Below are 12,692 nucleotides of genomic sequence, written 5' to 3'. Positions count from 1 at the left end.
ATATGTATGTGTTAAAGAATACCTACTATATGTGGTAGTAGGTATCAGAGAAGCTCTATATCTAGTATAAATTCACCTGGACGTTCGCGACTATATTCTATCGTAGAGATGATCTCTTTCAAATAATCATTTTTAATTTTAGCACTGACTGTATCATCTCGTAGACTTTCCACTGCATTAGATAGTAAAATGATCTTTTCTTTATAGTCGATTTTTTCAGGTATTGATTTTTCAAGATCACGTATTTGTCTTTGTATGTTTTCTAATGATTCATTATTAATTACTTTTCTTTCGATGAATTCATTATCATTTAATATTCCGTTTTCCCATGAATCAAATAGTTTTGTTATTTTTTGCTTTAGTTTCGTTTCCTCTCTTTTTAATGTTTGAATCTGCATTTGAATATTCGTATCATCGTGCTGAAAATCGTTATTGATTTCGATTTTAAAATCTTCAATATATAATTCAAGGGCACGAATTAAAGTATCAATGACATCTGTATACATGACGGAACTTAATTTGCAATAAGGAGAGCCGTCATGGTTATACCTTGGCGAAACGTTGTATTTTCTGCTATCATATGTCCTGAGATTCATAACTCTTCCACATTTTTTGCACCTAAGGAGACCGGCTAAAGGGTTTACTAATTTGTAGTCGTATTTTGTTCTAGTTTCCGTAAGCCTTGAATTTACTTTAGCAAATGTCTCCTCGTCTGTTAGTGCGTATTTTTTATGCTTGCCATCGTATTCCATATAGTGATTTTTATTTAATGTCGTTAATCTGGTTTCGATCTTGCCATCAACCATTGTTTTTATGGTTGTTCGATTATTCCACCGCACTTTTCCAATATATACAGGATTTTCAAGTATTCGTTTTACACTAACTCTTGACCAATAATAGTCGCCATTATATGTTGGAACCCCCATATCTTTTAAACGCCTTGCAATGGTCAGAAGAGGGACGTTGTCAGCAGCTAAGTCAAAAATTAGTTTTACAATTGGAGCTTCATCCTTATTTGGGATGAGTGTTCTTCCAGTTTTTGTTTTGACTATATTATAACCATATGGCCTATGCGATGCCATATAGTTTCCTTCAACAATGGCTTGCATTCGTCCTCGTTCAAGGCGCTTTTTTATCATTTTGTATTCTCTGCGAGACATGAAGAGTTCAAATTCCATATATTCTTCATCTTCTTGCGAATGGACTATGTCATACGTTTTTGTAGGGGTCACAACAAGCAGTCCTTTATTATAGTTTGAATATTTCAAGCAGTCCATTATTGTCTGGGCGTCGCCTTGATTTCCCCTAGACAATCGAGTAACTTCGACGACAAGTATTCCTCGATATTTTCCATCATAGCAATCCTGTATCAGCTTTTGAATTTCAGGTCTTGCCTCAATCGTTTCTCCGGAAATAATTTCTTCATATATTTTTGAAACGTATAGTCCTTTTCGTGCCGCGAGATCGGTAAGAATCTTCTTATGCCTTGCAAGGGTTTCACCATCACCTATTTTTTCAGCTTCAAGGTCTGCTCTGGATTTTCTAAGATATATGGCATATTTATCAATGTCAGAGTCAATATCGGAGTCGAGATTCGTTTCAGAATTATATTTTAACATGTACTGTCATCTCCTTTATTTTTTCTCAGATATAACATAAATCTGGCGTATTCAGCGATTTTATTGTACTCAGAATCGTTGAATACTGTATCGCCAAACTCTTCACTCCACTGCTTGAATGGAGAATAATTTATCATTTTTTCCATGGTGTTCCTAGAAATACACCGTTCTCCGCTTTCATATTTTTTTAAGTCATCGACTGATATGCCTATTTCTTCAGAATATTCTTCCAGACCCATATGGCTTTTAAGACGTAACATTTTTGCAATATCGCCGACATTTACAGCATCTTCGTCGTTCCACCCAAGCAAATATTCAGGCGTAGTCTGCAAAGCGTCTGCAAGAGGCCTTAATATATCTAACGGTAATGTATTAATTCCTCCCTTCTCATACCGATAGATTGTGGCCTTGTTTTTCCCTAAGATGTTTGCCAATTCTTCCATTGACATATTGAGATTTTGTCTCAAAATTCTTATACGTTCTCCTATATTCATATCGATCTCCTTTCTATTGATGAACTCAACTATATAATACAATAAAAGTTGCATACATGCAACATATTTCTAACCTAGATTTAAAAATATTGCATAAATGCATATAAACTCTTGACAAAATACGTAACGAATGTTAATGTTTGAGTATGCATATATGCAACAAATAAAGGAGGAAAGTAGTCATGAATGCAACAAAGTTAAAAGAAAGAATACGTGAAAAGGGATTATCAGTGTCGAAAACAGCAAGTCTTATTGGTATTAGTAAATCATCGCTCTACGATAAAATCAACGGAATATGCCCGATGACTATTGGCGATGCAGAAAAAATAAAGGAAATTTTGGAACTAACCAATTCCGAAGCATCTGACATCTTTCTGAGTTAGGGTTTCCACATGAAGGAGTATAAATACAACGATGCGATTATACGAATTAAAGGGGACGTTGATCGCGAAAGAATAAGGGAAGCAACGATAAAATTTATGAAGAAAGTTGAGATAGAAAAGAGAAAGAAAACGAAGGGGAAAATTCAAAATGGGGACAGTAATAAGAGCTGAGTTGTCAGAAAACAACAAATACTGGATAAGTAAGCACCGATATTACGAGTTAAAACATTTTTGCCTTCAGTATCCTATATGGAAAAAAGCGTATGCTGCCATAAACGATAGTCCTGGATCGGCATCTATCATTGAAATGAGTCCATGCACGAATCTTGCATCTGATCGGACCGGTCGGAATGCGGTATTGAAAGCTTATTATGCTGAGCGAATAGAGTTAATAGAGCGGACTGCATACCGGACAGACCATGTACTTGGATCATACATATTACGTGCCGTGACGGAAGAATTATCATATACATATCTGCATTCAAAATTGGAAATGCCGTGTGGGAGAGATATGTATTATGACAGATATCGCAAATTTTTCTGGCTACTAAGTAATGCCAGGGATTGATATCGCGATAAATACATTGCCTTTTATAGAGATAGTAAAGAGGGTTCTATTTGGACTCTCTTTTTTTTATCGCGAATTATACATTGCATATTATGAAAAAAATAAAATCGAGAACAAAGGAGAATATTCATGGAGACAAATTTTAATGCAATGATGACAGCGGCAACAGATAAATATACTCAGCTTATCGATATTGCGTATAAACTGAAGAGTGGCGTAGGAGAAGAAGAAGACTACACGAAACTCATTAATATTATACACAGCAATTATATGGATGAGGCTGATTTGATATTTAATCTGTGCAATGAGAATCATGCAGTTGAGGAATTGAAACCAAATAAAGAAATTCAGATTCCGATATTTATGGCCAAAAAACGGGGGGCTTAACAAAGCCTTCCTTTTTCTTTTTACGGACATGGGTTACATTGAATGATTGTATATTCGTAGGGTGAAAATTTCCCGGGTGGGATTTTTCATAAAACAAAGTGACGAAAGGAGGGAAATCACATGACTGGAGGTTTTATTGCATTTGGAATCGGCGTTTGTATCGGATGTATTATGACATTCATTATTGAAAGGAATTACAAGACCGGATATGGTGCCTTTAAAATTGAACAGATGGATGATCCAGACTATAAGGATTTCTACAAGATCTGTATCAGTGTGAGCAAGAGTCCGAAACTTCTTGATAAAAATAAGATCATTTTGCTAAAAGACAATTCGCCAAAATAACAAAGCCTATAATGAAAAAATCTAAGGAGGATGTAAGTATGAATGAAATCAAAGAGTTACTTAATGGCGAGATTGGTGACGAAATGGAAGTATTGAAAGATATGAAACTCGGAACTGATGAGTACAAAATTGCGGTTGATGGTGTTACTAAGCTTTATGACCGGGCTATTGAGATCAAGAAGATCGAGGCTGAACAGGAATTAAAACGACAGCAGCATGAGGCTGACCAGAAGTTTAAGGAAGAACAGCAACGAGATGAAAGAAATGATCGAAGGATAAAGAATGGTTTAACATTGGCCGCTTTGGTGGTTACTACAGGAACGGCAGTCTGGGGGACAATCAAATCAATCAAGTTTGAAGAAACCGGAACCATCACAACCATTATGGGCCGTGGATGGATCAATAAACTGATTCCGAAAAAGTAGATTCAAAATGGAGGGGTTAAGAAAAACTTAGCCTCTTCTTTTTCTTCGCGAAGATTACGTATCCCTTTATAGAAAAACGAAGGAGGTACGTATTATGTATACGAAGAAAGTTACAATTACAAAAGAAAACAGATTTGGAGATCGTTACACAATCGAGGATGAAAGATTGGTTTACGAAACTGAGGAGGAGCGAATGGAGGCAGCGATATATAATCGCAGTCATTCCGACAGTTATACCGAACATTATCGTAAACAAAAGTCAACAATCGCAGATGTAAAGATGGAACAAATTATGGATTCGATCAATGAATACTTTGATATGCTCGATATGAACTAAGAGTTTAGAAGAAGTAGATCTCACATGGGATCTCTTCTTTTCGCGTAAAATACATACCTCTTTATAGAAATACAGCAATAAAATCAAAGGAGGATTTAAGCATGGCAATATTTATTACGAGACAAAAAAAAATGGATGACAGTTACAGGAAAGTCGAAGCTATGTACCGTAAAGGTCTTAGTACGGACGAAATTGCGAAAGCTGTCAATCTTGATCGAATGGATGTATTAGATATCGAACAGAAAATTTATCATTTAGATGTTAGAGCTAGAAAATTCAACTAAGGTAAAAGCCTGGGTGAAATATTCCTGGGCTTTTCTTTTTCGCGACGAATTCTTATCCTTATATGAAAATTATAAGGAGGATATGAATATGGAGATTAAGGAATTTTATAAGAAGTACAATCTGAATAAGTACACGTTTGCCCAGTTGTCCGGTGTTGGAACGGAGTCACTAATCAAATTTGAGGAAGGCGAGCAGATTCGTCAGGATACGATTGAACGGATCGAGCAAGCTATGCTGATAATTGAGATGGGTGATTACGTTAGACCAAGATATGACAATTATAGAGGTAGACATAGTGTATCATATAAGGATGAATTTCAAAGGAAAGTACATATTTATATGCAATCTGTGAAGAAAATTATCGCAATAGGGCTCTAACAAGGGCTCTTTTGTCATTTTTTTTATTATTATTTTATATTAATACGCGAGAAAAAATTAAAATAGACTTTAAGAAATTAAAATAGAGTTTAATTTTTACTTTAAAAGGAGTATGAATAATGCGATATTTTTATGAAAAACCGACGATATATGTACCAATGTATGGAGAAACATATTCCTGTAACCATCCGGTATACGATAAGTGCACATTATTCAAAATGGATTCGAAGGGTTTGGCGGTTATACAGCAACGGTATGATCCAGTTACAAAGAAAACTTGGTGGACAGAAATAGACCCATGGCTGGTGAATACGGTATACCTCCATCCAGGATTCAAAAAGTTTTTTGACGAGAGATCTGGGGAACCATCAGATAATCTATATCCGACAGTAAGTATTCGCCAACTCATGTGGGCATTAAAGATCAAGCCGATTAAAAAAGAACGATGGGAGACATGCTTTGATCGTAGAGAGATTTAGCGAAATTTACATGGGGTATTATGAAAGAATATTTTAAGGAGGAATTTATTTATGTGTAAATTTTGCAAACCGGATGAATTTGGAGATGGAATAGAAATTACTAAACCGATTAAGTCGAAAGAAGTAAGAATAGGATCAGTGTTCAACGCTATGACGTTAGAAGCTTGGATACTAGATGGTGATGAACATAAACCAAAATTACGATTAAGCTTGAATGATCAAGAAGGCAATGATTTAGTGCATATGAACATTACGCTCAGATATTGTCCAAAATGCGGAAGAAAACTTATAAATTGATATTTGATCAAAGGGTCTTGGAAAAACTGAGACTCTTTTTCTTTCGCGAAAATTACATATTCCTTTATGAGAAAGGAGGTATTTATATGTCACCAATAGTAATAAAATATGCAAAATTTATAACAACTATTATCAGCGCTGGGCTGACACTCGCAGTGAAAGGTAATACGGAGAAAATTATGATGAATATGGTTGCAAAAAAAGTGGCAGAAGAATTAGCTAAACGACATTTGTGAAAAAAAAAAATAAGAGGTCTTTGAATTTAGGCCTCTTATTTTGCCAGTCTCGCGAAAAATACGCTCCCTTTTATAGAATAAAGATTAAAGGAGACAAACATGGATGAGATGAAAATAAAACTATCTACAAAAATGATGAGAAGTATTTTAGGAAGAATAATTTCTAAGGCGATATATAAAAATATGGGTATTAAACCTGATATCAATATTAAAGAGATTGAACTAGAAATGAAAAATGGAAAAATATATTTTCATATTAATGTAGATGGAAACATTGATGACTCGGCAATATTAAAGGTAACAAAATTAATTGATTCTGAAAATTGAGCTGTAACATTGGCTCAATTTTTTTTTTGAAAGGAATCCCAAAATGATCAGATTTAAAAGAGCCGTAACTATATGCATTCCAAAGAAGAAGAGTAATTTTCTTAGAAAACTCATATCTTCAAAGATGAAACCTTTAAACCCTATACATATTTGCAATAATGGGACAACTGAGTATATGGGTTTTCAGACAAGATATACTTTAAATGAGATTAGCAACATCCTCAGATCAAATATCCCATATTCGGATACCATCGTTGTTGGCGGTTTAATTATTGTGATGTGCCGATAATTGCAGGGAGAAAATTCAAAATGAATAATGTGAATATTTCAGATTTCTCAATAAATATGAAGGCAACTGGTAAAAACATCGTACATCTAATGAATGAAGCTGGAATCACAGTGCGTATGCTTCAGAGGTTTTTCGACTTTGAAAATCCCAATGCTATATATAAGTGGCGTCATGGTGAGTCGTTGCCAACAGTAGATAATTTAGTTGCTCTGGCATTTATTCTGCATGTAAGAATAGATGATATCATCATTCTGGAATGGAGGCACAGTTGAAACATAATATTGGAGACATTATAGCAGTCACAGTAAGAATAGCGGACATTTATGAAGATGGAGGCTATGTATGCGTAAACCTAGGAGAAACAGATGTTAATGAGACAGATCCGATGGTCTTTTACGAAGAAGATATAGTTAAGAAAGGAGAAATGCTATATGAAGAAACTAAAAATTAAGAGAAGCATCCCTATCATTCTTGCTGGAATTGGGACTGTCGGAGTTATTGCGACAACGGTTATGACAGCGAAAGCGACAATTAAGGCGACTGAGCTAATTGAAAAGGCAGAGGCTGAGAAGGATGAAAAATTGACAACTATCGAAACAATAAAAACTATCGCCCCAGTATGTATTCCAACGATTGCTGTAGGCGTAGCTACAATTGGATGCGTTATCGGTTCAGCAATCCTTTCGAGAAAACAGCAGGCAGCTTTGATTGGAGCATATAACTTTTTAGATCAGTCATATAAAAGCTACCGAAGAAAGTTAATCGAGATGTATGGAAAAGATACACATGATAAGATCGTAGAAGCAATCGCTGCTGAAAAAGCACAGCCCACATATATTCATGCCAATACGTTACTTAGTGATTGCACACAATATTTGGAAGAAGATTATTCGGAACCGCGTCTATTCTACGATACGTATTGTGGAAGGTATTTCGAGGCTCCACTCGAACAGGTTTTGATGGCGGAATATCATTTGAATCGAAATTATGTATTACGTGGTTATGCGGTCCTAAATGAGTTTTATGATTTCTTGGGACTTGAGAATACAGACTACGGTGCTGATCTCGGATGGATAGCGGACGGTGATGATGGGATATTTTGGATTGATTTTAATCATAGAAAAGTTGTCATGGATGATGGACTGGAATGTTATATTATCGAGTGCATGTATGAGCCAGGGATCGAATGGCAGGATTATTATCTGTGATAGTTCGCTAAAATTACATTGCCTTTAATGAAAAATATTCAATTGGAGGATTCTAAAATGAAACGTAAAAACATTGATACTATGAGAGAAGTAAGACTTTGGATTGGACAAATCGTTGTTCCGGCAATTACAGTTGTCGGATCAGCACTGGCTATCCCGGAAGTACGATCAGCAGTAGCGGCAAAAGCAAATGATTGGAAGCAATCCATTGAACAAAAAATTAAACGAAAGGAGAATGAGGCTCAATAACGGGCCTCTTATCTTTTCGAAATAGATTCGCGAAAAATACATAGCCTTTAATGGAAGAAATAGATAGTTTAATGGTAGAACACCAGATTATTCTGGAGGTATGGGTTCAAATCCTGTAATATTTCTTCTTTTCTTTTCAATACGCAGGTGACAATATTTGATGATATTTTTGTATTGTCGCGACAGAAACACATCCTTTAATGAAATGATGAAAGGAGAACTGAAAAAATGAAAATCAATAATTTAATTAAATCACCCCTCTTTAAGAAGTCTATCAGAATTGTGATGGCAATCGGCGCAGGTATTGCGGCGACAGCAGATGCAATTGAGGAACAGAAAAGAGATGAGGAATTTGAAGAATTGAAACAAACAGTTTCGGAACTTCAGAATCAGGACAAATAGGGAACCCCACGAGGGTTCTCTTTTGTTTTTGATATATTAAAAATTATTCAAAGGAGAACATCATGAAAACATTTAAAAAGCCAGGATTAATCAAAATGGCTAAAAAAGAAGTAGTGAAGCACAGTCCAGAAATTCTCACAGGAATCGGCATTGCCGGAATGATTACGACAACAATCCTTGCTGTAAAAGCAACTCCAAAGGTATTGGATCTCATCGAAGAAGAGAAAAAGGCAAGACTTCATGAAGCCACAGTAGAAGAAGCGCGCAAATGGAGCGAAGAAGGCGGGATCAAAATCAGTCCTATTGAGTATGTAAAGCTCGGATGGAAACCATATCTTCCTGCGGCAGTAACCGGAGTATGCTCTGTGGCTTGTCTTATTGGAGCTAATTCTGTACATATGAGACGAAATGCAGCACTTGCAACCGCATACCAGCTCTCTACAACAGCATTGTCTGAGTATAAAGAAAAAGTCGTTGAGACGATTGGAGAAAAGAAAGAGAAAACAATCAGAGATAGCATTGCCAAAGATAAGATTGAAGAAATTCCACCAAGTAAAACAGAAGTCATTGTCACCGATACGGGAACGTCTCTGTTCTTCGATCCGTTATCGGCGAGATATTTTAAGTCAGATATCAATACTGTAAAGAAAGCTGTAAATGATCTCAATTGGAAAATGGGATATGGCAGTGAAACGTACGCGTCACTCAGTCAGTTATATGATGAGCTTGGATTGAGGCATACGACAATCAGTGACGATATAGGATGGAATATTTCGGATGGAAACATTGAGCTGGATATCAGCGCGCAGGTAACGGAAAAAGGCGAACCGTGCCTAGTACTTGATTTTCTAAAAGCGCCAACATATGATTTCGATCGATATTTCTAATAGATCTATATCACGCGTCAGAAACAAAGACCCTTATAGAAATAATTTTTTATAAAGGAGAATAATTATGGTAAAAAGAGCAAAAGAAATTATGGAAACAGAAGCAAGTATCAGAGAAGTTTACGAGAAAATCCATGATGATTTTATCAAATGTCTTACCCGAGAAAATATTACTGATGACGAGAAGGAAGCTATTTTAAAAAACTTAGATGAACTTGAATGCAGTCGAAGTGATTGGGATAGGTCTAATTTGGAATCTTGGTATAAGATCGGAGAAGCAGTTGGTAAAAATAAAGGGATAATTTTAGGAGCAATCTGCTATGCTTCAGGTTTTGCATTTGGAAAAATTATTATGAAAATTATATCTAAAAAATAAGTTTCTAGTTGAAGGCTCGTGAACACGGGCTTTCAATTTTCTAATACGCGAAATTTACAACGGCTTTAATGAGAAAACATTATAAATCTAAGGAGGATTTAATCATGAACGAAGAAAAAGAAGTAATGGAGACAATCGAGAACGAAGATCCGAGACCGGTAGAGTCTGAGGATAATATCTATGAAGAGGTTGAAGGCGGATCTGGAAAAGTTATCGGACTGGCAATAGCAGGAGTTGCTACAGTTGCAGCGGTAGGCGTTGGGCTGTATAAGAAACTTAAGGCTAAGAATTCCGATAAACCGAAAAGAAAACGTCACAAACTTGCATGGGTTGAAGTGCCAGACGAAGAGGTTGATGAAGAATCAATCGTGGCAGATGTCGAAGCTGAAGAAGTTGATGACACAGAAACAAATGAAGAAGAGTAATGCGAATCGAGGGAGGTACCTGAACAAGGTATTTCCCTTTTCTTTTTGGGAGGATGCCTATGGATGAATATCATACATATAGCTACTGTGGGCCAGTTGTGCATTTTGGAAAATGTGTAGCCTCAAAATGGAAAGGTGAAACGGTTGCCCGATCTGAAAGAAAGGCACGAAGCAATCTTACATATCAGGTGAAAAAGCAGATGAATCTGATTGCTGGCACGAATATTTCATTGCCTGGATCAATCAAAATGGTAGATTAATGAGGAGGTTTGAATGAAAGACTATCAGCCGAATTCACATAGAAGCAAAGAAGAAGCTTCTAAAGAAAAGAAAATTGAAAAGGTCGTTAACGGTAAAGTAAAGACCAGGAAAAACGAAGGACGTAAGTTAGCAAATATGTTCATTTCAGAAGATGCCGGAAACATCAAGTCTTATGTTGTTCTGGATGTTTTAGTTCCGGCGATCAAGAAAGCTATCGCAGACATTGTTACCGGTGGAATTGATATGCTTTTCTATGACGGAGGAAAGGGAAACAGCCGAAACAGAAGCGGTAGCAAAGTGTCCTATCGAAGTTATTACGATGACCGAAGAGATTACAGAGACGATCGTGATGATCGAGATAGATATAATTCCGGAAGAAGATTCGATTATGATGATATCATTTTTGAGACCAGAGTCGATGCCGAAAGAGTCCGTGAGCAGATGAACGACGCCATCAAGAGATACGGATTTGTCACAATTGCAGACATGTACGACATGGCGGATCTTCAAGCGCCGTGGACAAGCGCCAATTACGGATGGACAAATATTCGCACTGCCGAGACGGTAAGGGTGTATGACGGATACATTATCAAACTGCCAAAAGCAATGCCGATCGATTAGGAGGATAAAATGAAAAATTTTGATTGCAATAATTGCGCTAACAATAAAACGCCATACGTATGCTGTGATTGCGTGTCGGCAATAGCGGATGATGGATCAGAAATAACACGCCCATCTCAATGGGAATCAAAATATGATAATGTAAACAGACCTGAACATTATCAAACTAAAAACGGTCTTGAGACGATCGATGCTATCGAAGCGTTCACTGAGGATCTTACAGGAATCGAAGCAGTATGTACTGGAAATGTCATCAAATACATATCACGTTGGAAAAAGAAGAATGGCATCGAGGATCTTAAAAAAGCGGAATGGTACCTGCAGCGATTGATCCGTCATGAAGAGATTGAAGAATCTAAAAACAAAACAAAGGAGAATAAGTAATCATGAAAAAAGCAGAAATTATGAATACATTGACTCGCAAATTCTATAGAGTAGGATTCAAATTCAAGAAACACAGTCCTGAAATTCTTGTTGGAGCAGGTGTTGTGGGCGTTGTGGCAAGTGCTGTAATGGCGTGCAAAGCAACTACAAAACTGGACGATGTTCTGGCAGAGACGAAAGATACAGTTGACAAAATTCATGATGTAACGGAACATCCAGAGAAAATTCCCGAAGGAAAAGAATATACCGTTGAAGACAGCAAAAAAGATCTTACAATTGTATATACACAGGCAGGAGTGAAATTGGTAAAACTTTATGGCCCGGCTGTTGTCCTTGGAACAGTGTCTATTGCTGCTATCATTGGTGGTCATCATATTCTCCGCAAACGAAATATTGCACTGGCAGCGGCGTATACAGCAGTTGATAAAGGCTTTAAAGAATATCGTGGCAGAGTTCTGGAGCGTTTTGGAGAAGAGGTTGATAGAGAGCTGAGATATAATATCAAGGCAAAAGAAATCGAGAAAACAGTAACAGATGCAAATGGTAAAGAAACAGTTGTAAAAGAAACAGTTGATGTAGCTGATCCAAACTTAACGAGTGATTATGCTCGTTTCTTCGATGATGGATGTACAGGTTGGACAAAAGATCCAGAATTTAACTTAATGTTCCTGAAAGATCAGCAGCGTTATGCAAATGACCTCTTCAAATCAAAAGGGCATCTGTTCCTTAATGAAGTGTACGATATGCTCGGAATTCCACGTACACAAGCCGGACAGGTTGTGGGATGGATTTATGATGAAAAGAATCCTATTGGTGATAATTTTATTGACTTCGGAATTTATGATATTGCCGATGAAAGAAAACGTTCTTTCGTAAATGGATATGAGAGAACAATCCTCCTTGATTTCAACGTTGATGGCAACATTCTTGAGATGATTTGAAGAGTAGGTCTTGGGACAGGAGATTATTATAAAGATATGTATGATAGCCCTTGGCTATAACAGGCCGAGGGTTATTTTACTGTCAGAAA

General features: G+C 36.6%; 24 protein-coding genes and 1 tRNA gene. 23 read left to right on the top strand and 2 right to left on the bottom strand.

The genetic code is table 11. The features are described 5' to 3' along the window. Window positions 1-44 precede the first annotated feature (44 nt). Entirely contained in the window at window positions 45-1,619 is a 1,575-nt protein-coding gene (locus tag DXD92_RS00300) for a recombinase family protein (RefSeq protein WP_118639886.1), read from the bottom strand. Next, complete coding sequence (locus tag DXD92_RS00295) at window positions 1,613-2,113, bottom strand: helix-turn-helix domain-containing protein (RefSeq protein ID WP_158581748.1); 501 nt, start codon at window positions 2,111-2,113, stop codon at window positions 1,613-1,615. The genes DXD92_RS00300 and DXD92_RS00295 overlap by 7 nt, the downstream gene beginning before the upstream one ends. Window positions 2,114-2,295: 182 nt before the next feature. On the opposite strand from DXD92_RS00295, the gene DXD92_RS00290 reads away from it, so the two are divergent. The 23 genes from DXD92_RS00290 (at window position 2,296) to DXD92_RS00180 (ending at window position 12,603) form a co-directional block, all read left to right on the top strand. Further along, window positions 2,296-2,496, top strand: a complete 201-nt coding sequence (locus DXD92_RS00290) for a helix-turn-helix domain-containing protein (RefSeq protein ID WP_118639884.1) — start codon at window positions 2,296-2,298, stop codon at window positions 2,494-2,496. 697 nt (window positions 2,497-3,193) lie between these two features. Further along, entirely contained in the window at window positions 3,194-3,451 is a 258-nt protein-coding gene (locus DXD92_RS00280) for a hypothetical protein (RefSeq protein WP_118639882.1), read from the top strand. Window positions 3,452-3,571: 120 nt separating this feature from the next. Next, entirely contained in the window at window positions 3,572-3,796 is a 225-nt protein-coding gene (locus DXD92_RS00275) for a hypothetical protein (protein WP_118639881.1), read from the top strand. A gap of 38 nt (window positions 3,797-3,834) precedes the next feature. Continuing rightward, window positions 3,835-4,221, top strand: a complete 387-nt coding sequence (locus tag DXD92_RS00270; protein ID WP_118639880.1) for a hypothetical protein — start codon at window positions 3,835-3,837, stop codon at window positions 4,219-4,221. Between the two features lie 94 nt (window positions 4,222-4,315). Next, window positions 4,316-4,558, top strand: a complete 243-nt coding sequence (locus DXD92_RS00265) for a hypothetical protein (RefSeq protein ID WP_118639879.1) — start codon at window positions 4,316-4,318, stop codon at window positions 4,556-4,558. 101 nt (window positions 4,559-4,659) lie between these two features. After that, window positions 4,660-4,842 carry a hypothetical protein gene (locus tag DXD92_RS00260; protein WP_118639878.1) on the top strand — a complete coding sequence of 61 codons (183 nt, stop codon included), beginning with the start codon at window positions 4,660-4,662 and terminating at the stop codon, window positions 4,840-4,842. An 88-nt stretch (window positions 4,843-4,930) separates the two neighbouring features. Next, window positions 4,931-5,221: a hypothetical protein gene (locus DXD92_RS00255; protein ID WP_118639877.1), complete on the top strand. Its 291-nt coding sequence runs from the start codon at window positions 4,931-4,933 to the stop codon at window positions 5,219-5,221. 530 nt (window positions 5,222-5,751) lie between these two features. Beyond that, entirely contained in the window at window positions 5,752-5,997 is a 246-nt protein-coding gene (locus DXD92_RS00245; RefSeq protein ID WP_118639875.1) for a hypothetical protein, read from the top strand. A gap of 86 nt (window positions 5,998-6,083) precedes the next feature. Continuing rightward, window positions 6,084-6,233, top strand: coding sequence for a hypothetical protein (locus DXD92_RS18410; protein ID WP_158581747.1), 150 nt, complete (start codon window positions 6,084-6,086; stop codon window positions 6,231-6,233). Between the two features lie 99 nt (window positions 6,234-6,332). Beyond that, window positions 6,333-6,560 (top strand): hypothetical protein, encoded by a 228-nt coding sequence (locus DXD92_RS00235; RefSeq protein WP_118639873.1) that lies wholly within the window; start codon window positions 6,333-6,335, stop codon window positions 6,558-6,560. 309 nt (window positions 6,561-6,869) lie between these two features. Beyond that, window positions 6,870-7,121 carry a helix-turn-helix domain-containing protein gene (locus DXD92_RS00230; protein WP_199696564.1) on the top strand — a complete coding sequence of 84 codons (252 nt, stop codon included), beginning with the start codon at window positions 6,870-6,872 and terminating at the stop codon, window positions 7,119-7,121. After that, window positions 7,118-7,300, top strand: a complete 183-nt coding sequence (locus tag DXD92_RS00225; RefSeq protein ID WP_118639872.1) for a hypothetical protein — start codon at window positions 7,118-7,120, stop codon at window positions 7,298-7,300. Before DXD92_RS00230 ends, DXD92_RS00225 begins: the two co-directional genes overlap by 4 nt. Beyond that, window positions 7,281-8,057 carry a DUF6353 family protein gene (locus DXD92_RS00220; RefSeq protein WP_118639871.1) on the top strand — a complete coding sequence of 259 codons (777 nt, stop codon included), beginning with the start codon at window positions 7,281-7,283 and terminating at the stop codon, window positions 8,055-8,057. The genes DXD92_RS00225 and DXD92_RS00220 overlap by 20 nt, the downstream gene beginning before the upstream one ends. 57 nt (window positions 8,058-8,114) lie before the next feature. Beyond that, entirely contained in the window at window positions 8,115-8,306 is a 192-nt protein-coding gene (locus DXD92_RS00215; RefSeq protein ID WP_118639870.1) for a hypothetical protein, read from the top strand. Between the two features lie 55 nt (window positions 8,307-8,361). After that, window positions 8,362-8,433 (top strand) — tRNA-OTHER (locus tag DXD92_RS18405). Between the two features lie 101 nt (window positions 8,434-8,534). After that, on the top strand, window positions 8,535-8,708 hold the full coding sequence (locus DXD92_RS18400; RefSeq protein WP_158581746.1) for a hypothetical protein: 174 nt from the start codon (window positions 8,535-8,537) through the stop codon (window positions 8,706-8,708). Between the two features lie 62 nt (window positions 8,709-8,770). Continuing rightward, window positions 8,771-9,595 (top strand): DUF6353 family protein, encoded by an 825-nt coding sequence (locus DXD92_RS00210; RefSeq protein WP_118639869.1) that lies wholly within the window; start codon window positions 8,771-8,773, stop codon window positions 9,593-9,595. Window positions 9,596-9,662: 67 nt separating this feature from the next. Then, a complete protein-coding gene (locus DXD92_RS00205; RefSeq protein ID WP_118639868.1) occupies window positions 9,663-9,971 on the top strand; it encodes a hypothetical protein in 309 nt (102 codons plus the stop codon). Between the two features lie 104 nt (window positions 9,972-10,075). Next, the gene (locus DXD92_RS00200) at window positions 10,076-10,396 is read left to right on the top strand and encodes a hypothetical protein (RefSeq protein ID WP_118639867.1); all 321 of its coding nucleotides are present in this window, start codon (window positions 10,076-10,078) and stop codon (window positions 10,394-10,396) included. A gap of 59 nt (window positions 10,397-10,455) precedes the next feature. Further along, window positions 10,456-10,656 carry a hypothetical protein gene (locus DXD92_RS00195; RefSeq protein ID WP_118639866.1) on the top strand — a complete coding sequence of 67 codons (201 nt, stop codon included), beginning with the start codon at window positions 10,456-10,458 and terminating at the stop codon, window positions 10,654-10,656. A gap of 13 nt (window positions 10,657-10,669) precedes the next feature. Further along, a complete protein-coding gene (locus tag DXD92_RS00190; protein ID WP_118639865.1) occupies window positions 10,670-11,278 on the top strand; it encodes a hypothetical protein in 609 nt (202 codons plus the stop codon). A 9-nt stretch (window positions 11,279-11,287) separates the two neighbouring features. Beyond that, entirely contained in the window at window positions 11,288-11,662 is a 375-nt protein-coding gene (locus tag DXD92_RS00185; protein ID WP_118639864.1) for a DUF3310 domain-containing protein, read from the top strand. Between the two features lie 2 nt (window positions 11,663-11,664). Further along, window positions 11,665-12,603 (top strand): DUF6353 family protein, encoded by a 939-nt coding sequence (locus DXD92_RS00180; RefSeq protein ID WP_118639863.1) that lies wholly within the window; start codon window positions 11,665-11,667, stop codon window positions 12,601-12,603. Window positions 12,604-12,692: the final 89 nt, after the last annotated feature.

The sequence above is a fragment of the Blautia sp. TM10-2 genome (assembly GCF_003480845.1).
Classification (GTDB): domain Bacteria; phylum Bacillota; class Clostridia; order Lachnospirales; family Lachnospiraceae; genus Fusicatenibacter; species Fusicatenibacter saccharivorans.
The sequence above is the reverse complement of the archived record's forward strand: the minus strand, read 5'-3'. Positions and strand labels throughout refer to the sequence as shown.

Excerpts from the sequence above, each read along its gene's own strand:
- DXD92_RS00210 (WP_118639869.1), top strand. The coding sequence starts at position 8,771 with ATGAAAACATTTAAAAAGCCAGGATTAATCAAAATGGCTAAAAAAGAA.
- DXD92_RS00275 (WP_118639881.1), top strand. The coding sequence starts at position 3,572 with ATGACTGGAGGTTTTATTGCATTTGGAATCGGCGTTTGTATCGGATGT.
- DXD92_RS00255 (WP_118639877.1), top strand. The coding sequence starts at position 4,931 with ATGGAGATTAAGGAATTTTATAAGAAGTACAATCTGAATAAGTACACG.
- DXD92_RS00290 (WP_118639884.1), top strand. The coding sequence starts at position 2,296 with ATGAATGCAACAAAGTTAAAAGAAAGAATACGTGAAAAGGGATTATCA.
- DXD92_RS00220 (WP_118639871.1), top strand. The coding sequence starts at position 7,281 with ATGAAGAAACTAAAAATTAAGAGAAGCATCCCTATCATTCTTGCTGGA.
- DXD92_RS00295 (WP_158581748.1), bottom strand. The coding sequence starts at position 2,113 with ATGAATATAGGAGAACGTATAAGAATTTTGAGACAAAATCTCAATATG.
- DXD92_RS00205 (WP_118639868.1), top strand. The coding sequence starts at position 9,663 with ATGGTAAAAAGAGCAAAAGAAATTATGGAAACAGAAGCAAGTATCAGA.
- DXD92_RS00190 (WP_118639865.1), top strand. The coding sequence starts at position 10,670 with ATGAAAGACTATCAGCCGAATTCACATAGAAGCAAAGAAGAAGCTTCT.
- DXD92_RS00235 (WP_118639873.1), top strand. The coding sequence starts at position 6,333 with ATGGATGAGATGAAAATAAAACTATCTACAAAAATGATGAGAAGTATT.
- DXD92_RS00270 (WP_118639880.1), top strand. The coding sequence starts at position 3,835 with ATGAATGAAATCAAAGAGTTACTTAATGGCGAGATTGGTGACGAAATG.
- DXD92_RS00265 (WP_118639879.1), top strand. The coding sequence starts at position 4,316 with ATGTATACGAAGAAAGTTACAATTACAAAAGAAAACAGATTTGGAGAT.
- DXD92_RS00230 (WP_199696564.1), top strand. The coding sequence starts at position 6,870 with ATGAATAATGTGAATATTTCAGATTTCTCAATAAATATGAAGGCAACT.
- DXD92_RS18400 (WP_158581746.1), top strand. The coding sequence starts at position 8,535 with ATGAAAATCAATAATTTAATTAAATCACCCCTCTTTAAGAAGTCTATC.
- DXD92_RS00300 (WP_118639886.1), bottom strand. The coding sequence starts at position 1,619 with ATGTTAAAATATAATTCTGAAACGAATCTCGACTCCGATATTGACTCT.
- DXD92_RS00185 (WP_118639864.1), top strand. The coding sequence starts at position 11,288 with ATGAAAAATTTTGATTGCAATAATTGCGCTAACAATAAAACGCCATAC.
- DXD92_RS00260 (WP_118639878.1), top strand. The coding sequence starts at position 4,660 with ATGGCAATATTTATTACGAGACAAAAAAAAATGGATGACAGTTACAGG.
- DXD92_RS00280 (WP_118639882.1), top strand. The coding sequence starts at position 3,194 with ATGGAGACAAATTTTAATGCAATGATGACAGCGGCAACAGATAAATAT.
- DXD92_RS00180 (WP_118639863.1), top strand. The coding sequence starts at position 11,665 with ATGAAAAAAGCAGAAATTATGAATACATTGACTCGCAAATTCTATAGA.
- DXD92_RS00195 (WP_118639866.1), top strand. The coding sequence starts at position 10,456 with ATGGATGAATATCATACATATAGCTACTGTGGGCCAGTTGTGCATTTT.
- DXD92_RS00215 (WP_118639870.1), top strand. The coding sequence starts at position 8,115 with ATGAAACGTAAAAACATTGATACTATGAGAGAAGTAAGACTTTGGATT.
- DXD92_RS00245 (WP_118639875.1), top strand. The coding sequence starts at position 5,752 with ATGTGTAAATTTTGCAAACCGGATGAATTTGGAGATGGAATAGAAATT.
- DXD92_RS00200 (WP_118639867.1), top strand. The coding sequence starts at position 10,076 with ATGAACGAAGAAAAAGAAGTAATGGAGACAATCGAGAACGAAGATCCG.
- DXD92_RS18410 (WP_158581747.1), top strand. The coding sequence starts at position 6,084 with ATGTCACCAATAGTAATAAAATATGCAAAATTTATAACAACTATTATC.